This is a genomic window from Sphingomonas sp. BAUL-RG-20F-R05-02, assembly GCF_022662305.1.
Classification (GTDB): Bacteria; Pseudomonadota; Alphaproteobacteria; order Sphingomonadales; family Sphingomonadaceae; genus Sphingomonas.
The window spans coordinates 820,034-834,596 of record NZ_JAKNQH010000001.1; the positions used below are offsets into that span (position 1 = coordinate 820,034).

The window sequence follows — 14,563 nt, forward strand, 5'->3', positions numbered from 1 at the left end:
ATAGCGGATCATCAACGCTTGACGAGAGGCTTGCGGCTCACCCCAAGGCGCCGGGCCGACCCATTGCCCCGGAATAGAGCGCGGCGTAGCGCGCGATCATCACCGCCTCGTCATATTCGGCGACCGCTTTCATGCGGTTCTGCTCGCCCAGCCAGATCCGCGCTGCCGCGTCCGCCCCCGCGATCGACTGCAACGCGTCGCGGATACGCACTTCATCCGAGGCGTGCTGGATGTACGGCAGGTTTGACGGTGCGACCATGTCGAGAATGTCGCCGACCGGCGGCGCGACGATCGGCAAACCCGCCGCCATGCCCTCCAGGATCGATATCGGAAACTGCTCGCTGCGGGATGATAAGGCCATGATATCGAACAGCCCGACATAGCGGTGCGGCTCGGGCAGGAAGCCCGGCATCACCAACTGGTCCGCCAGCCCCATCGCCTCGGCCGTGTCGAGGATTGCCTGCCGCTCCGGCCCCTCGCCCACCACCACCAGTCGCGCGCGCGACGCCATGCCGCCGACCGCGCGCACCAGCAGGGGCAGGTTCTTCACCGCGCGGAGCCCGGCGAGCGTGCCGATCACGATCTCGCCCGGTTTGCGGCGGAAACCGGGGATCGCGTTCGGTGCTGGCGCTACCGCGTAGCGGGCGGTGGCGATGCCGTTAGCGATCCGGTGAACGCGCGTCTCCGGCTGCTTCCATGTCTTTCGCGCGATCGTCTCAAGCGTCTTCGACGGTACCACCAGCGCGTATGCGGCGCCGAGCGCGATGCGGCGGTATAGATTGCGCTGCGGCTTCAGGCCTTCCGCTTCATCCTCGTTGAAACCGTCCTCGTGGTGAACGACCGGCGGACCTTTCGATCCCACCACCCGCCGCGCCATCACCCCGTCAATGCCGCCCCAATTATAGGTCAGAACGAGATCGAAGCGTCGCATGAATCGCGCGATCTCTTCATAACGCTTTACCGATGGCCGGCCGGTCAACGGCGGCGCGGCTTGCGCGAGTTCATAGGAGATGCCCGGCGCAATCGCGTCGCGCGCGCCATATTGGTCTGGCATCGCCGAGACGATAGTGTGCCGCGCCCGCTCTCCGAACGCGTTCATCAGCCGGACGGCGCGCGCCTCCTTGCCGCCGAGGCTAAAGCTGGAATGGAGATGGAGGATATGGACCGCAGGCATCGCGAAGCCTCCTGCCCGCTTTCTCTCTCGGCTTTCAAGGCTCAGGCGGAAAAAACGGCCTTATCGACATGCGTGATGCGGCAGGCGAGATCCGCCTCACCGCTCGCCACGACATAGTGATCGCCCGCGTCGGCGATGCCGGTCGTGAACACCACATCGTTAAGGTACATCAGATCCTTGATCGGCTCGGTCAGTTCGGGGGATGCCTCCAGCAGCGGCGTGTCGCTGGTCGCCACCACTACGGAGGGATCGTCACGGTCTAGCACCGACCAATAGGTGCGATAGATGCCCACCACCCCAGACGGCTCTACCCCATGCCAGAGGGTCAGCCAGCCACGATCGGTCAGCACCGGCGGCGCGCCGCCCCCCATCCGCGCGGTCGCGAGCGTCTTGGCATGCGGACGGATGCCGGGTTTGTCGTACGGCTTCCAGTGCAGTGCGTCGGGTGACGACGCGAGATTGATCGACGGTCCTGCCCGCCACTCGCTGCCGGGAGGATAGGCGAAGTAGAGGTCACCCAACGGCCGGGTCTGCGCGAAATACTTGCCGACGATCTGCCCTTCGAAGATGAGCATGTCCTTGTTCTGGTGATCGAGCACGATCCCCTCCAGCCGCCAGTCGAGCGCATTGTCCGACGTATACAGCGTGGTCGAATGTCGCTCCGGGCTGACCGAACAGGTCGTCATCAGATACCGATCGCCGACCCGGCTGATCCGCGCATCCTCCACCCCGTAGCATTGGTACGATGCGCGCGGCACGATGGCGCGGTTATAATGCACGTCCACGACCTCGGTACCATCCGCGGACAGCTCGACCGGCAGCAACCAGGAAAGCGAGGTCAGCGCCATGACCTTCCACCCGCCGCCGCGCATCATGAACTTGCGCGGGTCGGCGGTATCGACATAGTCGATCGGCCAGGCGTCGAGCACGTAAGCGCCCTCGTCCCAGCGGATCGCATGGATATGTTGATCGACGATCGGCCGCTTCAACGCCTCCGCCACCCGCACCATCAACAGCAGATTGCCGTTTCGAAGCCGCGTCATGCCGGGGTTGAACGCGCCCAGCACATAGGTTTCCGCATCGACCTTCCCCGCCAGTGGAGACCGCACGAGATCCACGTCGCGCGGGTCGAAGACGATCTGGTCGAACGCCACCCGCTTACTCCTCGCTGATGCACGGGGCGACGACGACGGTCTGCACCACCGCCCGGCGCGGCTGCGTCAATGCGTAATGCACCGCAACCGCGATATCCTCGGACCGGAGCATCTTGTCCTTACGCACCATCTCCTTCTGCGCGTCGGCATCCTTGTCGGGGTAGTGCATGTCGGATTGGGTCAGCGCCGGCTCGACCAGCGTGACGCGAATGTTTTTGGGGCCCAGTTCCCTTCGAAGCGCTTCGGCAAACCCGGCGATGCCCGCCTTGATGCCGGCGTACACCGTCGAACCCGGGCCGAGGATGTGCGAGGAAACCGAACCGATCAGCACGATGTCACCACCCGCTTCGCCGATCGCCTCGACTGCGGCATGCGCGCTGGTAAGGTATGCCGTAAAATTGGTGGCGATCGCGTAGCGCAAGTCGCTGTCGCTCATGTCCGACAGGCCCTCCGCCGGGATCGCCGCGTTGATCACCGCGACGTCTAGTCCGCCGAGCCATTCGCTTGCCGCCTTCACGTAACGCTCGGGCGCGCCCTGCTCCGCGAGATCGACGGTGGTGCCGGCGCCCGCGCCAACCTCGTTGAGCCGCCCAACCGCATCGGCGAGATGTTCGGGCGTGCGGCCGCAAACGTGGAGGCGCGCGCCCTCGCTCGCCAGCAGCACCGCGATGGCACGACCGATCCCGGTGGTGCCGCCGGTCACGAGGATGCGCTTGCCTGACAGGCTGGAAACGGCGGTGTGCGCGTCGGCGAGATCAAGCATGTACAGCTCCCGTAAAGTCCCGGGGAAGACGGTTCAGCCCGCCTCCGGTTCCCCGATGTGGGCCAGCAAACGGTCGATCGCCGCCACCGCTTCGGGTTCGCACAGGCTCGGCGCGTGGCCCACGTTGGGCACAGTGACGAGTTCGGCCTGGTCCAGCGCCGCCACCATCCGCGCCGCCGTGCGCGCCGACAGCAGATCGGACAGGCTCCCGTGCACCACCAGCGTCGGTACGCCATGCAACCGCGCGAGCGCGCCCCACATATCCAGCCCCGCCTCGTTCCCCGGCACGCGGAACGGTTCGGCGATCTTCATGTCGTAATCGAGCACGATGCGGCCGGCACTGTTCACCCGGTACAGCCGCTTCGCCATCGCCAGCCAGTCCTCGATGGCATAAGCCGGAAACGCATCGGCGTTGGCCTCGGCGACTGCACGTGCGGCGTGCAGCCAAGTCGGCCAGCTGTTCGATTTGCCGACGTAGCCACGGATGCGCAGGATGCCCGCCGCTTCGATCTCCGGCCCCACGTCGTTGATGAGCGCCCCGGCCAACCGCTCGCGCGCCGCGCCCGCCAGCAGCATCGTCAGGATACCGCCGAGCGAGGTTCCGAACGCAATGAAACTCTCAAGCTCCAATTCAGCGAGCAACGCTTCGATGTCCTGCACGTACGTCATCGGCACGTAGGTCATCGGGTCCTTCGCATAGGCGCTCTCGCCGCGCCCGCGCAGATCCAGCGCGATCACCCGCCAGTCGGGCGACAAGCGCATCGCGAGATCGTCGAAATCGCGCGCGTTGCGTGTCAAACCGGGGATGCAGACGATCGGGGGGCGCCCATTGCCGCCCGGATAGTCGCGATAGTGTAGCCGCAGCCCGTCGTTAGACCACCAATAGCGGTTTTCGTATGCGGGCATGGTTGCGTCCTCGGCTGCGGCGCACCCATATCGCGGCATGGCAGACTTCCCGCAAGCATATCACCCCGATCCGCGCATCCTTGATCTGGGAGACGCCTTTTACGATCCGGTGGCGGCGGCCAACTTCCCCGAAACCCGGCTGCGCTTCCGCAACGACCGCGCTGCCACCGGCGTCGGACTTGACGGGTTGAGCGATGGCGAGTGGATCCGCCATTTCGGACGGTTCACGCCACTACCGGGAAACCTCCCGCAGCCGCTCGCGCTTCGCTACCACGGCCATCAGTTCCGCGTGTACAACCCGGACATTGGTGACGGGCGCGGCTTTCTGTTTGCGCAGATGCGCGACACGCAAGGGCGCCTCATGGACCTCGCCACCAAGGGCAGCGGCCAGACGCCGTGGAGCCGCTTCGGCGACGGTCGCCTGACGCTGAAGGGCGGCGTCCGCGAAATCCTCGCGACCGAGATGCTGGAGGCGCTGGGCGTCGAAACGTCCCGTACCTTCTCGCTGATCGAAACCGGCGAAGCGCTGGATCGCAACGACGAACCCTCACCCACGCGCGCGGCGGTGATGGTGCGGCTCAGCCATGGTCACATCCGCATCGGCACCTTCCAGCGGCTCGCCTATCACCGCGACGAGGACAATATGCGCCGCCTCGTCGATTACGTGCTGCGCAACCTCTACCGCGAAGAACCCGGCGCGGAGCCTGCCACCCGCCTGCTCGATCTGGTCGTGCAGCGCACTGCGAAGCTGGCGGCAAGCTACATGGCGGCGGGATTCGTGCACGGCGTGCTGAACACCGACAACATCAACGTGACGGGTGAGAGCTTCGACTATGGCCCTTGGCGCTTTCTGCCGACATGGGACGCAGGGCTCACCGCCGCCTATTTCGACCACGCCGGCCTGTACGCGTTCGGTCGCCAGCCCGAGGCGATCCACTGGGACGTGATGCAACTTGCGGTCAGCTTGCGCGCGATCAGCCCGGCCGAGCCGCTGATCGCGGTGCTCGACACGTTTGGTGCGCGCTATCAGGCGGCGGTGGGCGACGCGATCCTGTGGCGGCTCGGCCTTGTTTCGCGCGGGCCTGAGGACAACGCCGCCCTTGTCAACGCGGTTGAACGCGGGTTGCGCTCCGACAACCTCCAGGTCGATCGCTTTTTTCTCGACGCGTTCGGCGGCGCCCTGCCCGATACCGAAGCTTTTGCCGAGGCCCGCACGCTAGCCGCACCCTATGCTGCGCGGAAAAGCCGCACCCACGCGTATTGGCGCGACGACACGCCCTGTTCGATGCTGATCGGCGAAGTCGAGGCAATCTGGTCAGCGATTGCCGAGCGGGACGACTGGTCGCTTCTGCACGCGAAGGTCGATGCAATTCGTGACATGGGCGCGGCACTCGCGTGAGGTGGTAACGCCCGGAGTGGATTTGCGCCGCGAACTCGGGCAAGACCGCGCCAATATGGTCGCAACAGAACTAACTTCGATCGAACCGGCCACGGGTGCCGTTCTCTGGCGTGGGCATAGCGGCGATGTCGACGCCGAGGTGGCGACTGCGCGCGAAAGCTGGGCGAATTGGGCCGCACGCCCGCTCGCCTATCGCACCGAGGCGCTTCGCCGCTTCGCCAATGTCGTTCGCCGCCGCGCCGACGCGTTTGCCGATCTGATCGCGCGCGAAACCGGCAAGCCGCTCTGGGAGGCGCATACCGAGGTCGAGTCGGTCATCGCAAAGGTCGACATCTCGGTAAAAGCCTATGCCGAGCGTAGCGCGCAGCGTCGCCTCGACGCGCCGATGGGCAGCCGCATCGCGCTCCGCCACAAGCCGCATGGTGTGCTGGCGGTGCTGGGCCCTTATAATTTCCCCGCGCATCTACCGAACGGCCACATCGTTCCCGCGCTCCTCGCCGGCAATGCAGTGGTGTTCAAGCCCTCCGAAAAAACGCCAGCGGTCGGCGAGTTTCTCGTTTCCTGCTTCCACGAAGGCGGCGTGCCGGAAGGCTGCGTGCGATTGCTGCTAGGCGGTCCGGACGAGGGCAAGGCACTCGCCGCGCATGACGGCATCGACGGGCTGCTGTTCACAGGGTCGGCACGCACCGGCATCGCGCTCAACCGCGCGTTCGCCAACCGGCCCGAGAAGATCCTGGCGTTGGAGATGGGCGGCAACAATCCGATCGTGGTGTGGGAATCGCCCGACGTTCACGCCGCCGCTATCATCATCGCGCAATCTGCCTTCATGAGCGCGGGCCAGCGCTGCACCGCCGCACGACGGCTGATCGTAGACGAGCGCGTGCACGATCAGCTTATCGAGGCGGTGAACGGCTTGATTGCGCGCATCATCGTCGATGAGCCGCACGCCAAGCCGCAACCTTTCATGGGTCCGGTGATCGACAACGAATCCGCCGATCTTCTGACCGAAAGCTTTCTCGAGCTGATGATCCGTGGCGGTCGCCCGATCCGCCACCTCGAACGGCCGAATCCCGATCTGCCGTTTTTAGTCCCCGCGCTGATCGACGTGACCGAGATGAACGATCGCCCCGATATCGAGCTGTTCGGTCCGATCCTTCAAGTGGTCCGCACGCGCAGTTTCGAGGATGCCATCGCCGAGGCGAACAACACCCGTTATGGGCTGTCGGCGACGTTGCTCAGCCAGAACCCAGCGCTCTACAACCAGTTCTGGGCAAACGCGCGCGCCGGTATTGTGAATTGGAACAAGCCGACCAACGGCGCCTCGTCTGGCGCGCCATTCGGCGGTATTGGCTGGTCCGGCAATCACCGACCGAGTGCTTTTTATGCGGCAGATTATTGTGCTTACCCAGTGGTTTCCAGCGAATCGGAACAAGCCCGCGCCAGCATCGGCGTTGGCCTTCGCGACAGCTGACGAACCGTTGATCGCATCATAGTGTTGCCGTGCGACGAACCGTGGAACCTCTGTTCAAACCGGTGATTACATCGATCGTGACGACCGACGATTCTGCCCCAGTTCGCTTTACCCGCTCTGCAAAGTTGCGTCAGCAAGCTACCAATTGCCTGTCGATCGCGGTTCGCGAAAAGACACCCGATTTCGCGGCCGACCTGATCGATGAGGCTATTCGCCTCTCCCGCCGGGCACGTGAACTGGAAGTTCCGAAGCGGTGATGCTGCGGGCTACGCGTTGCCCGCTTCATCGTCACCGGCCAACACCGCTCACCAGGCGTTGCGCGACCATCAAGTTATCCTACCTCGCCCGATAGCAGGCGTCGGGTTGAACCCACACGCCAATTCGCGCATCTGGCGGGCATGGCTACTCTGCTCGATCCTACCGCGCGCGGGCGCGTCATCCTCGTTGGTGCAGGGCCGGGCGATCCCGGCCTGTTAACAGTGCGCGCGGTCGCAGCGCTGAAGTCCGCCGATGTCGTGGTGCATGACGGGCTGATCGATCCACGCGTGCTGGAGATCGCGCCCGCCGCCGCACAGCGCATCTCCGTCGCCAAGCGGCGCGCGCGTCACACATTGCCGCAGGAATCGATCAATGCGCTTATCGTCGCGCATGTGAAGACCGGCGCGATCGTGGTGCGGCTGAAGGGTGGCGACCCATTCATCTTCGGGCGCGGCGGCGAGGAGGTCGAGGCGGTGCGCGCCGCCGGTCTGCCGGTCGAGGTGATCCCCGGCGTATCGGCTGCGCTCGGGTGTGCGGCGGAGGCGATGTTGCCGCTCACCCACCGCGATTATTCCAGCGCGGTCAGCTTCGTCGCCGGGCAGTGCAAGGGGCTCGCCGATCAGGATTGGTCCGGTCTCGCCGGCAAGGGCCGAACGCTCGTCATCTACATGGGCGTCGCCACCGCAAACGATATCGCCGACAAATTGATGCGCGACGGTGTCGCCCCGGACATGCCGGTGGCGGTGCTGGAACGCGGTACGCTTGTCGGGTCGCGCGCGCTGCGGACCCTGTTGGCGGATCTCGGCGCGATGGTGACGCGGGAGGCTGTCGGCAGCCCGGCGATCATCGTCGTCGGCGAGGTTGTCGAACTGTCCGATGCCGAGGATCGGCTCGGCCGCTGGGCGAACGTTGCTGAAGGAACCTTTGCGTGAAGCTGTTGACGGGAAACGATCTGGCGACGGGCGATGTGATCTGGTGGACCGGTTCTGGCTGGTCCCGCCACGTCGCGGACTCGGTGGATGTCGGCAGCGAAGGCGAGGCGCTGGGCCGCATTGAGGAGGCCGCGCGCCGCGTCAACGGGCCGGTGGTGATCGAGGCGGTCGCCACGCCGGAAGGCCCCCGCCCCGACCACATCAAGGATCGCATCCGCGCGCTCGGCCCGACTGTGCGGATGGACCTGACGCTCGCGCCGGACGTCTCACCGCAGGTGGTGCTGTGACCGCGCGCGACCTGATCGACCAGAACTCCACGTTCCCGGCGCCGACCGGCGCGACGAGGTAAGCCATGTACCAGTACGACCAATACGACCAGTCGATCGTCGACGCCCGCGTCGAGGAGTTCCGCGATCAGGTGAAGCGCCGCCTGTCGGGGGAAATGACCGAGGACCAGTTCAAGCCGCTGCGGCTGATGAACGGCCTCTATCTTCAGCTGCACGCCTATATGCTGCGCGTCGCGGTGCCGTATGGCACGCTGTCGGGCAAGCAGATGCACATGCTTGCTCACATCGCGCGCAAGTACGATCGCGGCTACGGCCACTTCACCACGCGGCAGAACATCCAGTACAACTGGATCAAGCTGGACGAGGCACCCGACATCCTCGCCGAACTGGCGACGATCGAGATGCACGCCATCCAGACCAGCGGCAATTGCATCCGCAACATCTCGTCCGACCAGTTTGCCGGTGCCGCCGCGGACGAAGTCGCCGATCCGCGCCCTTGGGCCGAGCTGCTGCGCCAGTGGAGCACCTTCCACCCCGAGTTCAGCTACCTGCCGCGCAAGTTCAAGATCGCGGTCATCGCGGCGGAGGAGGACCGCGCGGCAATGCGGCTGCACGATATCGGCATCCAGTTGCTCAAGCGGGACGGCGTGCTCGGTGCAAAGATCTTCGTCGGTGGCGGTATGGGCCGAACGCCGATGATCGGCCCTGAGATCAAGGACTTCATTACCGCCGAAGACCTGATGAGCTATCTCGAGGCGTGCCTGCGCGTCTACAACCGCTACGGCCGGCGCGATAACATCTACAAGGCGCGGATCAAGATCCTCATCCACGAGATCGGCGCGGCGGAATATGCACGTCAGGTCGAGGAGGAGTTCGCGCACGTCAAGACACTCGGCATCGACCCGCCGCTTGCCGAGCTGGAGCGGATCACCGCGTTCTTCGCGCCCCCTGCGTTCGACACCGCCGCCGCCCACACGGTGGATCGCAGCGACCCGGACTTCGCGGTCTGGCTCGACCAGAACGTGCGCGCGCACAAGCAAGCGGGCTATGCCATCGTCAACATCAGCCTCAAGCCGACGGTGGGCATCCCCGGCGACGCCTCGGCCGACCAGATCGACGTGATGGCCGATCTCGCCACGCGCTATGCGTTCGACGAACTGCGCGTCACCCATGCGCAGAACATCGTCCTGCCGCACGTCCGCAAGGCTGATCTGTATGCAGTGTGGCAGGCGCTCGACGCCGCCGGCCTCGCCACCGCCAACCTCGACCTGATCGGCGACATCATCGCCTGCCCCGGGCTTGATTATTGCGCACTGGCCAACGCCCGCTCTATCCCCGTCGCGCAGAAGATCGCCGATCGCTTCGCCAGCCTCGAACGGCAGCGCGATCTCGGCGAGCTGAAGCTGAAGATCAGCGGTTGCATCAACGCCTGCGGCCACCACCATGCCGGCCACATCGGCATCCTTGGCGTCGACAAGAAGGGCATCGAAAATTACCAGCTTTCGCTCGGCGGGTCGGGCGCGGAGGATGTCAGTCTCGGCAAGATCACCGGCCCCGGCTTCGACGAGGACGGGATCGTCGACGCGGTCGAGACGGTGACCAATGTCTATCTCGCGCACCGTACGAGCGGCGAGCGCTTCCTCGATACCTATCGCCGGGTCGGCATGGAGCCGTTTAAGGTCGCGCTCTATGGGTAAGACCACCCGCAGCGTCCCGACAGCCTTCTCGGAAAGCCCGTTAGCATGACCGACTCGCCCCTACGCTTCCGCGACGACGCGCCGCATGAGGAGCCTGCCGTCACGCTCGACGCATTCCTTGGCCAGAGCAACGCCACCGCCGTCCGTGTCGAGCCCGGCGACGACGCGCGCGCGCTGCTGCCGCACCTCGACCGGATCGCACTGGTCGAGGTCGCCTTCCCCGGCTTCCGCGACGGGCGCGGCTATTCGGCGGCGCGCATCCTGCGCGAGGCCGGCTACACCGGCGAACTGCGTGCCGAGGGCGACGTGCTGGTCGATCAGCTCCCGCTGATGCGGCGGTGCGGGTTCGATAGTTTTGCTCCCCGTGCTGAAATCGATTCTGCCACGCTGGAGGCTTCGTTGTCCCGCTACGAGCACGTATATCAGGGGGCGGCCGATGGCGCCGTACCTGTTTGGAAACTCCGTCATGGCCAGCCCCGCCCGTAAGCTCGACATTATCGACACGCGACCCGTCTTCACCCAGGCGGATGCCGATGCGCTCAACGCCCGCTTCGCCGGCGTCGATGCGCAGACGATGCTGGCGACAGTGTTTGCCGAGGGGCTGGTCGGTCGCATCGCGGTGGTGTCGTCGTTTGGCACGGAGAGCGCGGTGCTGCTCGATCTCGTCGCCAAGACCGACCCGAACGTGCCGGTGATCTTCGTCGATACGCTCAAGATGTTTCCGGAGACGCTCGCCTACCGTGAGGCGCTGGTGTCCCGGCTTGGCCTGACGCACAGCTGGGCGGTCGAACCCGATAAGGCGGTGCTCGCTGCCAAGGACGACAAGGGCCTGCGGTGGTCCTACGATCCCGACGGCTGCTGCGAGATCCGCAAGGTCGAGCCGCTCAAACGCGCCAAACAGGGTCTCGACAGCTGGATCTCCGGGCGCAAAGCGTTCCAGTCCTCCACCCGCCAGAACATCGCCCGTTTCGAGATCGAGGACGGCCGGCTCAAGATCAACCCGCTGGGCGATTGGGTGAAGGCCGATCTCGAAGCGTATTTCGACGCCCACGATCTGCCCCGCCACCCGCTTGAGGCGGACGGCTATCTGTCGGTCGGCTGCCAGCCCTGCACCTCGAAGGTGTTACCCGGCGAGGACCCCCGCGCCGGGCGCTGGCGCGGTTGGCAGAAAGTCGAATGCGGTATCCACGTCGCCGAGAAGCCGGGCGAAGAACCGGTCTTCTAGGCGGCGCGTCCGTTCAGTAGCCGATGTAATCGCTGAAACGCGTGAACATCGGCTCGAATTTCAGGATCACCTTGCCGGTCGCGCCGTGACGCTGCTTGGCGACGATGAACTCGGCAAGACCGAACACTCGTTCCATTTCGCTCGCCCAGCCGGCGTGATCCTCGAAGATCTTAGCGCCGTCGCCCTCGACCGGGCGCTTCGGCTCTTTGGCGGCTACGTAATAATCCTCGCGGAACACGAACATCACCATATCGGCGTCCTGCTCGATCGAGCCGGATTCGCGAAGGTCGGACAGCTGTGGGCGCTTGTCCTCGCGTTGCTCAACCTGACGGCTAAGCTGCGACAGCGCGATTACCGGCACGTTCATGTCCTTGGCAAGCGTCTTCAGGCCGCGTGAAATCTCCGAGATCTCCTGCACGCGCCCATCGCCCGACGCCTTGGCCGAACCGGTCAGAAGCTGGAGGTAATCGACCACCACCAGACCGATCTCGTTGTTATGCCGCCGCTGCAACCGCCGCATGCGCGTGTGCAGCGCCGCGATCGACAGGCCGGCGGTATCGTCGATGAACAGCGGCAGATTCTCCAGCTCGGCAGCGGCGGCGGCGAGCTGGTTGAACTCGGTCTTGCTGATCTTGCCCATGCGCAGCGCCTCGCCGCTGATCCGCGCCTGTTCGGCGAGGATACGCGTGGCAAGCTGATCCGCCGACATTTCAAGGCTGAAGAACGCGACCTTTGCGCCCACCGATTCGCTGTGCGGCAGGCCATCCGCGCGGTCGCGCATGTAGCGCTGCGCCGCGTTGAACGCGATGTTGGTGGCAAGCGCGGTCTTGCCCATGCCCGGCCGCCCGGCGAGGATCATCAAGTCGGAATGGTGCAGACCACCGATCTTGCCGTTAATCGAATCGAACCCGGTGGTGATCCCCGACAGGTGACCGCCGGAATTGAGCGCACGCTGCGCCATCTTCACCGCTAGCGTGGTCGCCTGCGCGAAGCTCTTGACCGCGCTCTCGCTGCCACCATCTGCCGCGACCTTGAACAGTTCCTCCTCGGCCAGTTCGATCTGCGCGCGCGGATTGACCTCCTCCGAGGTATCGAGCGCGCGGTCGACCAAGCTGCGCCCAACCGTCACCAGCGTGCGCAGCATGGCAAGATCGTAGATCTGCTTGGCGAACTGGCGCGCGCCGATCAGGCCAGCGCCGCTGCCGGTCAACTGCGCGAGATAGGCCGGGCCGCCTAGTTCACGCATCCCCGCGTCGGCATCGAAAAGCGGCCGCAGCGTTACCGGCGAGGCGAGCATGTCGGCCCCGCGCAGCTTGCGGATCGCCGCAAAGATGCGGCCGTGCAGCGGCTCGAAGAAATGCTCCGGCTCCAGCTTGTCGATCAAATCGTCGGCAAGCCGGTTATCGATCATCATCGCGCCGAGCATCGCTGCTTCGGCCTCGACGTTTTGTGGGAGTGCGAGCGCCTCGGGTACGGGCGAAACGGGGTTTGCGAATGCGGTTGCCATTCGCGCTCTCTACGCGCCGGCAGCCCCGCACTCAAACCCGCTTGCGCCAAACCGAACGTGCAAAACGTGGATAAGCGAGTCATTGTCGAAGGCCCCCTTCCCCGATAGGGGATGCGGGATGGCGGATCCGCGCATCATCCACGTCTCTCTGGACGAGGCCACCATCGCGTGGCGATCGGCGGATAGCGAACAGGAACGGCGGATCGCGATCTTCGACCTTATTGAGGAAAACCATTTCGCGCCGCAGCGGGTTTACGCGGACGGCTACGCCGGGCCGTATCGGATCGAGCTGGCGGTCGAGGAGGGTCGGATCGGTATCGCCATTCATCGCGAGGACGGATCGCACCTCGAGACCTATGTGCTGGCGATGGGCCGGTTTCGGCGACCGATCAAAGATTATTTCGCGATTTGCGACAGCTATTATCAGGCGATCCGCGCTGCGACGCCGCAACAGATCGAGACGATAGATATGGCCCGGCGCGGCGTTCACGACGAGGCCGCGACCTTGCTGAAGGAGCGACTCGCCGGCAAAATCGATATTGATTTTGCGACCGCACGGCGTCTTTTCACTCTCATCTGCGTGCTGCACATCCGCAACTGACATGGTTCGGCTTAACACCTGGGGCAAACGCATTATCGCGGCTGCGGCATTTCTTGTGATCGCGGTCGTCACTGCGAGCGTGCTATGGCTATGGGCTCAGCAATGGCAGCCGAGCGGCAAATACCCGATTCAAGGCATCGACGTGTCGGACGACGCTGGCGAGATCGACTGGTGGTCGGTTCAGTCGGCTGGCGCCGACTTCGCCTATGTCCGCGCGACCACCGGGGCGGCGGGACGCGACATGCGCTTCGCCGTAAACTGGGAGGAATTGGCCAAGACGCGGCTGCGGCGCGGCGCGATGCACCGATACTCGCTTTGCAACTCGGCGGTCGATCAGGCGAACAACTTCAACACCACGGTGCCGCGTACACGCGCCGCACTTCCGGCGGCTGTAGAACTCGACTTCACGGACGATTGCACTGCACGTCCGGAGGCGAAAACACTGGTCGAGGATCTGCGGCGGTTCCTGACAATGGTGGAAGCACATACCGGCACACCGGTATTGCTCAAGATCAGCCGCGCGTTCGACAGGACTTATGGTGTCACGTCCGAACTACGCCGACCGGTGTGGGCCGTCGGCAACTTCTTTCCACCGACTTATACTGCCAGACCGTGGCAGATCTGGCAGGCAAACGACATGCGGCATATCGACGGTGTTGATGGGTCGGTACATTGGGATGTGGTACGACCATGATGAATGATCCGGTTCTAGATGACGGGATGCGTGACCGTCTGGTGGCGGCGGCGAGGACAGCAGCGTTGAAGGCGCATGCGCCCTATTCGCGCTTCGGCGTTGGTGCCGCGGTGCTCCTCGCCAATGGCAGCGTCATCACCGGCGCCAATTTCGAAAATGCCAGCTACGGCTTGTCTCTTTGCGCCGAGACCGTCGCGCTGGCGACGGCGAGCAGCGCTGGGCATCTGACCGACGCAGTCGCGGTGGCCGTAATCGGCGGCGTCCTTGATGCGAACGGCGTGCCACGTGGCGTCGCGGTTGTCGGCCCGTGCGGACGTTGTCGCCAGGTCATCAACGAAGCCGCGCAACTGGGCGGGCGGGATATTACCGTGTGGTGCGCTGCTGCCGAGGGCGAAGCGGTAGAGCGCTACCTGCTATCGGAATTGCTGCCGCACGCGTTCGGGCCCGGCGATCTTGGGATCGGCAACTAGTCGTCGGGCTGTCCTCGCGATAGCT

Annotated in this window: 16 protein-coding genes; 11 read left to right on the forward strand and 5 right to left on the reverse strand. The window is 64.9% G+C overall.

The genetic code is table 11. The annotated features are described in order from the left end of the window. Positions 1-37: 37 nt before the first annotated feature. Genes L8F97_RS03890 through L8F97_RS03905 form a run of 4 tightly spaced genes read right to left on the reverse strand, consistent with a single transcriptional unit; the run spans position 38 to position 3,997 of the window. Positions 38-1,174, reverse strand: a complete 1,137-nt coding sequence (locus L8F97_RS03890; RefSeq protein ID WP_242146658.1) for a glycosyltransferase family 4 protein — start codon at positions 1,172-1,174, stop codon at positions 38-40. 41 nt (positions 1,175-1,215) lie between these two features. Then, a complete protein-coding gene (locus tag L8F97_RS03895) occupies positions 1,216-2,328 on the reverse strand; it encodes a glycosidase (RefSeq protein WP_242146659.1) in 1,113 nt (370 codons plus the stop codon). A gap of 4 nt (positions 2,329-2,332) precedes the next feature. Beyond that, complete coding sequence (locus L8F97_RS03900; RefSeq protein ID WP_242146660.1) at positions 2,333-3,091, reverse strand: SDR family oxidoreductase; 759 nt, start codon at positions 3,089-3,091, stop codon at positions 2,333-2,335. Positions 3,092-3,124: 33 nt separating this feature from the next. After that, positions 3,125-3,997 carry an alpha/beta fold hydrolase gene (locus L8F97_RS03905; RefSeq protein WP_242146661.1) on the reverse strand — a complete coding sequence of 291 codons (873 nt, stop codon included), beginning with the start codon at positions 3,995-3,997 and terminating at the stop codon, positions 3,125-3,127. Between the two features lie 37 nt (positions 3,998-4,034). Here L8F97_RS03905 and L8F97_RS03910 point away from each other — a divergent pair, with 37 nt between their 5' ends. From L8F97_RS03910 to L8F97_RS03945, 8 genes are all read left to right on the forward strand, one after another. Further along, complete coding sequence (locus tag L8F97_RS03910; RefSeq protein ID WP_242147155.1) at positions 4,035-5,396, forward strand: protein adenylyltransferase SelO; 1,362 nt, start codon at positions 4,035-4,037, stop codon at positions 5,394-5,396. Between the two features lie 55 nt (positions 5,397-5,451). Beyond that, a complete protein-coding gene (gene astD / locus L8F97_RS03915) occupies positions 5,452-6,867 on the forward strand; it encodes a succinylglutamate-semialdehyde dehydrogenase (RefSeq protein ID WP_242147157.1) in 1,416 nt (471 codons plus the stop codon). A gap of 41 nt (positions 6,868-6,908) precedes the next feature. Next, positions 6,909-7,124, forward strand: coding sequence for a hypothetical protein (locus tag L8F97_RS03920; RefSeq protein WP_242146662.1), 216 nt, complete (start codon positions 6,909-6,911; stop codon positions 7,122-7,124). Positions 7,125-7,265: 141 nt separating this feature from the next. After that, the gene (cobA, locus tag L8F97_RS03925) at positions 7,266-8,057 is read left to right on the forward strand and encodes a uroporphyrinogen-III C-methyltransferase (protein WP_242146663.1); all 792 of its coding nucleotides are present in this window, start codon (positions 7,266-7,268) and stop codon (positions 8,055-8,057) included. After that, positions 8,054-8,344, forward strand: coding sequence for a DUF2849 domain-containing protein (locus L8F97_RS03930; RefSeq protein WP_242146664.1), 291 nt, complete (start codon positions 8,054-8,056; stop codon positions 8,342-8,344). Before cobA ends, L8F97_RS03930 begins: the two co-directional genes overlap by 4 nt. Positions 8,345-8,409: 65 nt before the next feature. Continuing rightward, positions 8,410-10,041: a nitrite/sulfite reductase gene (locus tag L8F97_RS03935; protein ID WP_242146665.1), complete on the forward strand. Its 1,632-nt coding sequence runs from the start codon at positions 8,410-8,412 to the stop codon at positions 10,039-10,041. 45 nt (positions 10,042-10,086) lie between these two features. Then, the gene (locus tag L8F97_RS03940; RefSeq protein WP_242146666.1) at positions 10,087-10,527 is read left to right on the forward strand and encodes a DUF934 domain-containing protein; all 441 of its coding nucleotides are present in this window, start codon (positions 10,087-10,089) and stop codon (positions 10,525-10,527) included. Beyond that, entirely contained in the window at positions 10,508-11,266 is a 759-nt protein-coding gene (locus L8F97_RS03945; RefSeq protein ID WP_242146667.1) for a phosphoadenylyl-sulfate reductase, read from the forward strand. The genes L8F97_RS03940 and L8F97_RS03945 overlap by 20 nt, the downstream gene beginning before the upstream one ends. A gap of 13 nt (positions 11,267-11,279) precedes the next feature. Here the strand turns inward: L8F97_RS03945 and L8F97_RS03950 are convergent, their stop codons facing one another. Further along, positions 11,280-12,773: a replicative DNA helicase gene (locus tag L8F97_RS03950; RefSeq protein WP_242146668.1), complete on the reverse strand. Its 1,494-nt coding sequence runs from the start codon at positions 12,771-12,773 to the stop codon at positions 11,280-11,282. A 118-nt stretch (positions 12,774-12,891) separates the two neighbouring features. Here L8F97_RS03950 and L8F97_RS03955 point away from each other — a divergent pair, with 118 nt between their 5' ends. The 3 genes from L8F97_RS03955 to L8F97_RS03965 are packed head-to-tail and all read left to right on the forward strand — an operon-like array spanning position 12,892 to position 14,538. Beyond that, on the forward strand, positions 12,892-13,374 hold the full coding sequence (locus L8F97_RS03955; protein ID WP_242146669.1) for a UPF0262 family protein: 483 nt from the start codon (positions 12,892-12,894) through the stop codon (positions 13,372-13,374). 1 nt (position 13,375) lies between these two features. Next, a complete protein-coding gene (locus L8F97_RS03960) occupies positions 13,376-14,068 on the forward strand; it encodes a glycoside hydrolase family 25 protein (protein ID WP_242146671.1) in 693 nt (230 codons plus the stop codon). A gap of 26 nt (positions 14,069-14,094) precedes the next feature. Beyond that, positions 14,095-14,538 (forward strand): cytidine deaminase, encoded by a 444-nt coding sequence (locus L8F97_RS03965; protein WP_242146673.1) that lies wholly within the window; start codon positions 14,095-14,097, stop codon positions 14,536-14,538. The last annotated feature ends 25 nt before the right edge of the window (positions 14,539-14,563 follow it).

What these genes read in the sequence shown, in the direction of transcription:
- L8F97_RS03890 (WP_242146658.1), bottom strand. Translation starts at nt 1,174, where the DNA reads ATGCCTGCGGTCCATATCCTCCATCTCCATTCCAGCTTTAGCCTCGGC.
- L8F97_RS03900 (WP_242146660.1), bottom strand. Translation starts at nt 3,091, where the DNA reads ATGCTTGATCTCGCCGACGCGCACACCGCCGTTTCCAGCCTGTCAGGC.
- L8F97_RS03905 (WP_242146661.1), bottom strand. Translation starts at nt 3,997, where the DNA reads ATGCCCGCATACGAAAACCGCTATTGGTGGTCTAACGACGGGCTGCGG.
- L8F97_RS03910 (WP_242147155.1), top strand. Translation starts at nt 4,035, where the DNA reads ATGGCAGACTTCCCGCAAGCATATCACCCCGATCCGCGCATCCTTGAT.
- astD (WP_242147157.1), top strand. Translation starts at nt 5,452, where the DNA reads ATGGTCGCAACAGAACTAACTTCGATCGAACCGGCCACGGGTGCCGTT.
- cobA (WP_242146663.1), top strand. Translation starts at nt 7,266, where the DNA reads ATGGCTACTCTGCTCGATCCTACCGCGCGCGGGCGCGTCATCCTCGTT.
- L8F97_RS03935 (WP_242146665.1), top strand. Translation starts at nt 8,410, where the DNA reads ATGTACCAGTACGACCAATACGACCAGTCGATCGTCGACGCCCGCGTC.
- L8F97_RS03940 (WP_242146666.1), top strand. Translation starts at nt 10,087, where the DNA reads ATGACCGACTCGCCCCTACGCTTCCGCGACGACGCGCCGCATGAGGAG.
- L8F97_RS03945 (WP_242146667.1), top strand. Translation starts at nt 10,508, where the DNA reads ATGGCCAGCCCCGCCCGTAAGCTCGACATTATCGACACGCGACCCGTC.
- L8F97_RS03950 (WP_242146668.1), bottom strand. Translation starts at nt 12,773, where the DNA reads ATGGCAACCGCATTCGCAAACCCCGTTTCGCCCGTACCCGAGGCGCTC.
- L8F97_RS03955 (WP_242146669.1), top strand. Translation starts at nt 12,892, where the DNA reads ATGGCGGATCCGCGCATCATCCACGTCTCTCTGGACGAGGCCACCATC.
- L8F97_RS03960 (WP_242146671.1), top strand. Translation starts at nt 13,376, where the DNA reads ATGGTTCGGCTTAACACCTGGGGCAAACGCATTATCGCGGCTGCGGCA.
- L8F97_RS03965 (WP_242146673.1), top strand. Translation starts at nt 14,095, where the DNA reads ATGCGTGACCGTCTGGTGGCGGCGGCGAGGACAGCAGCGTTGAAGGCG.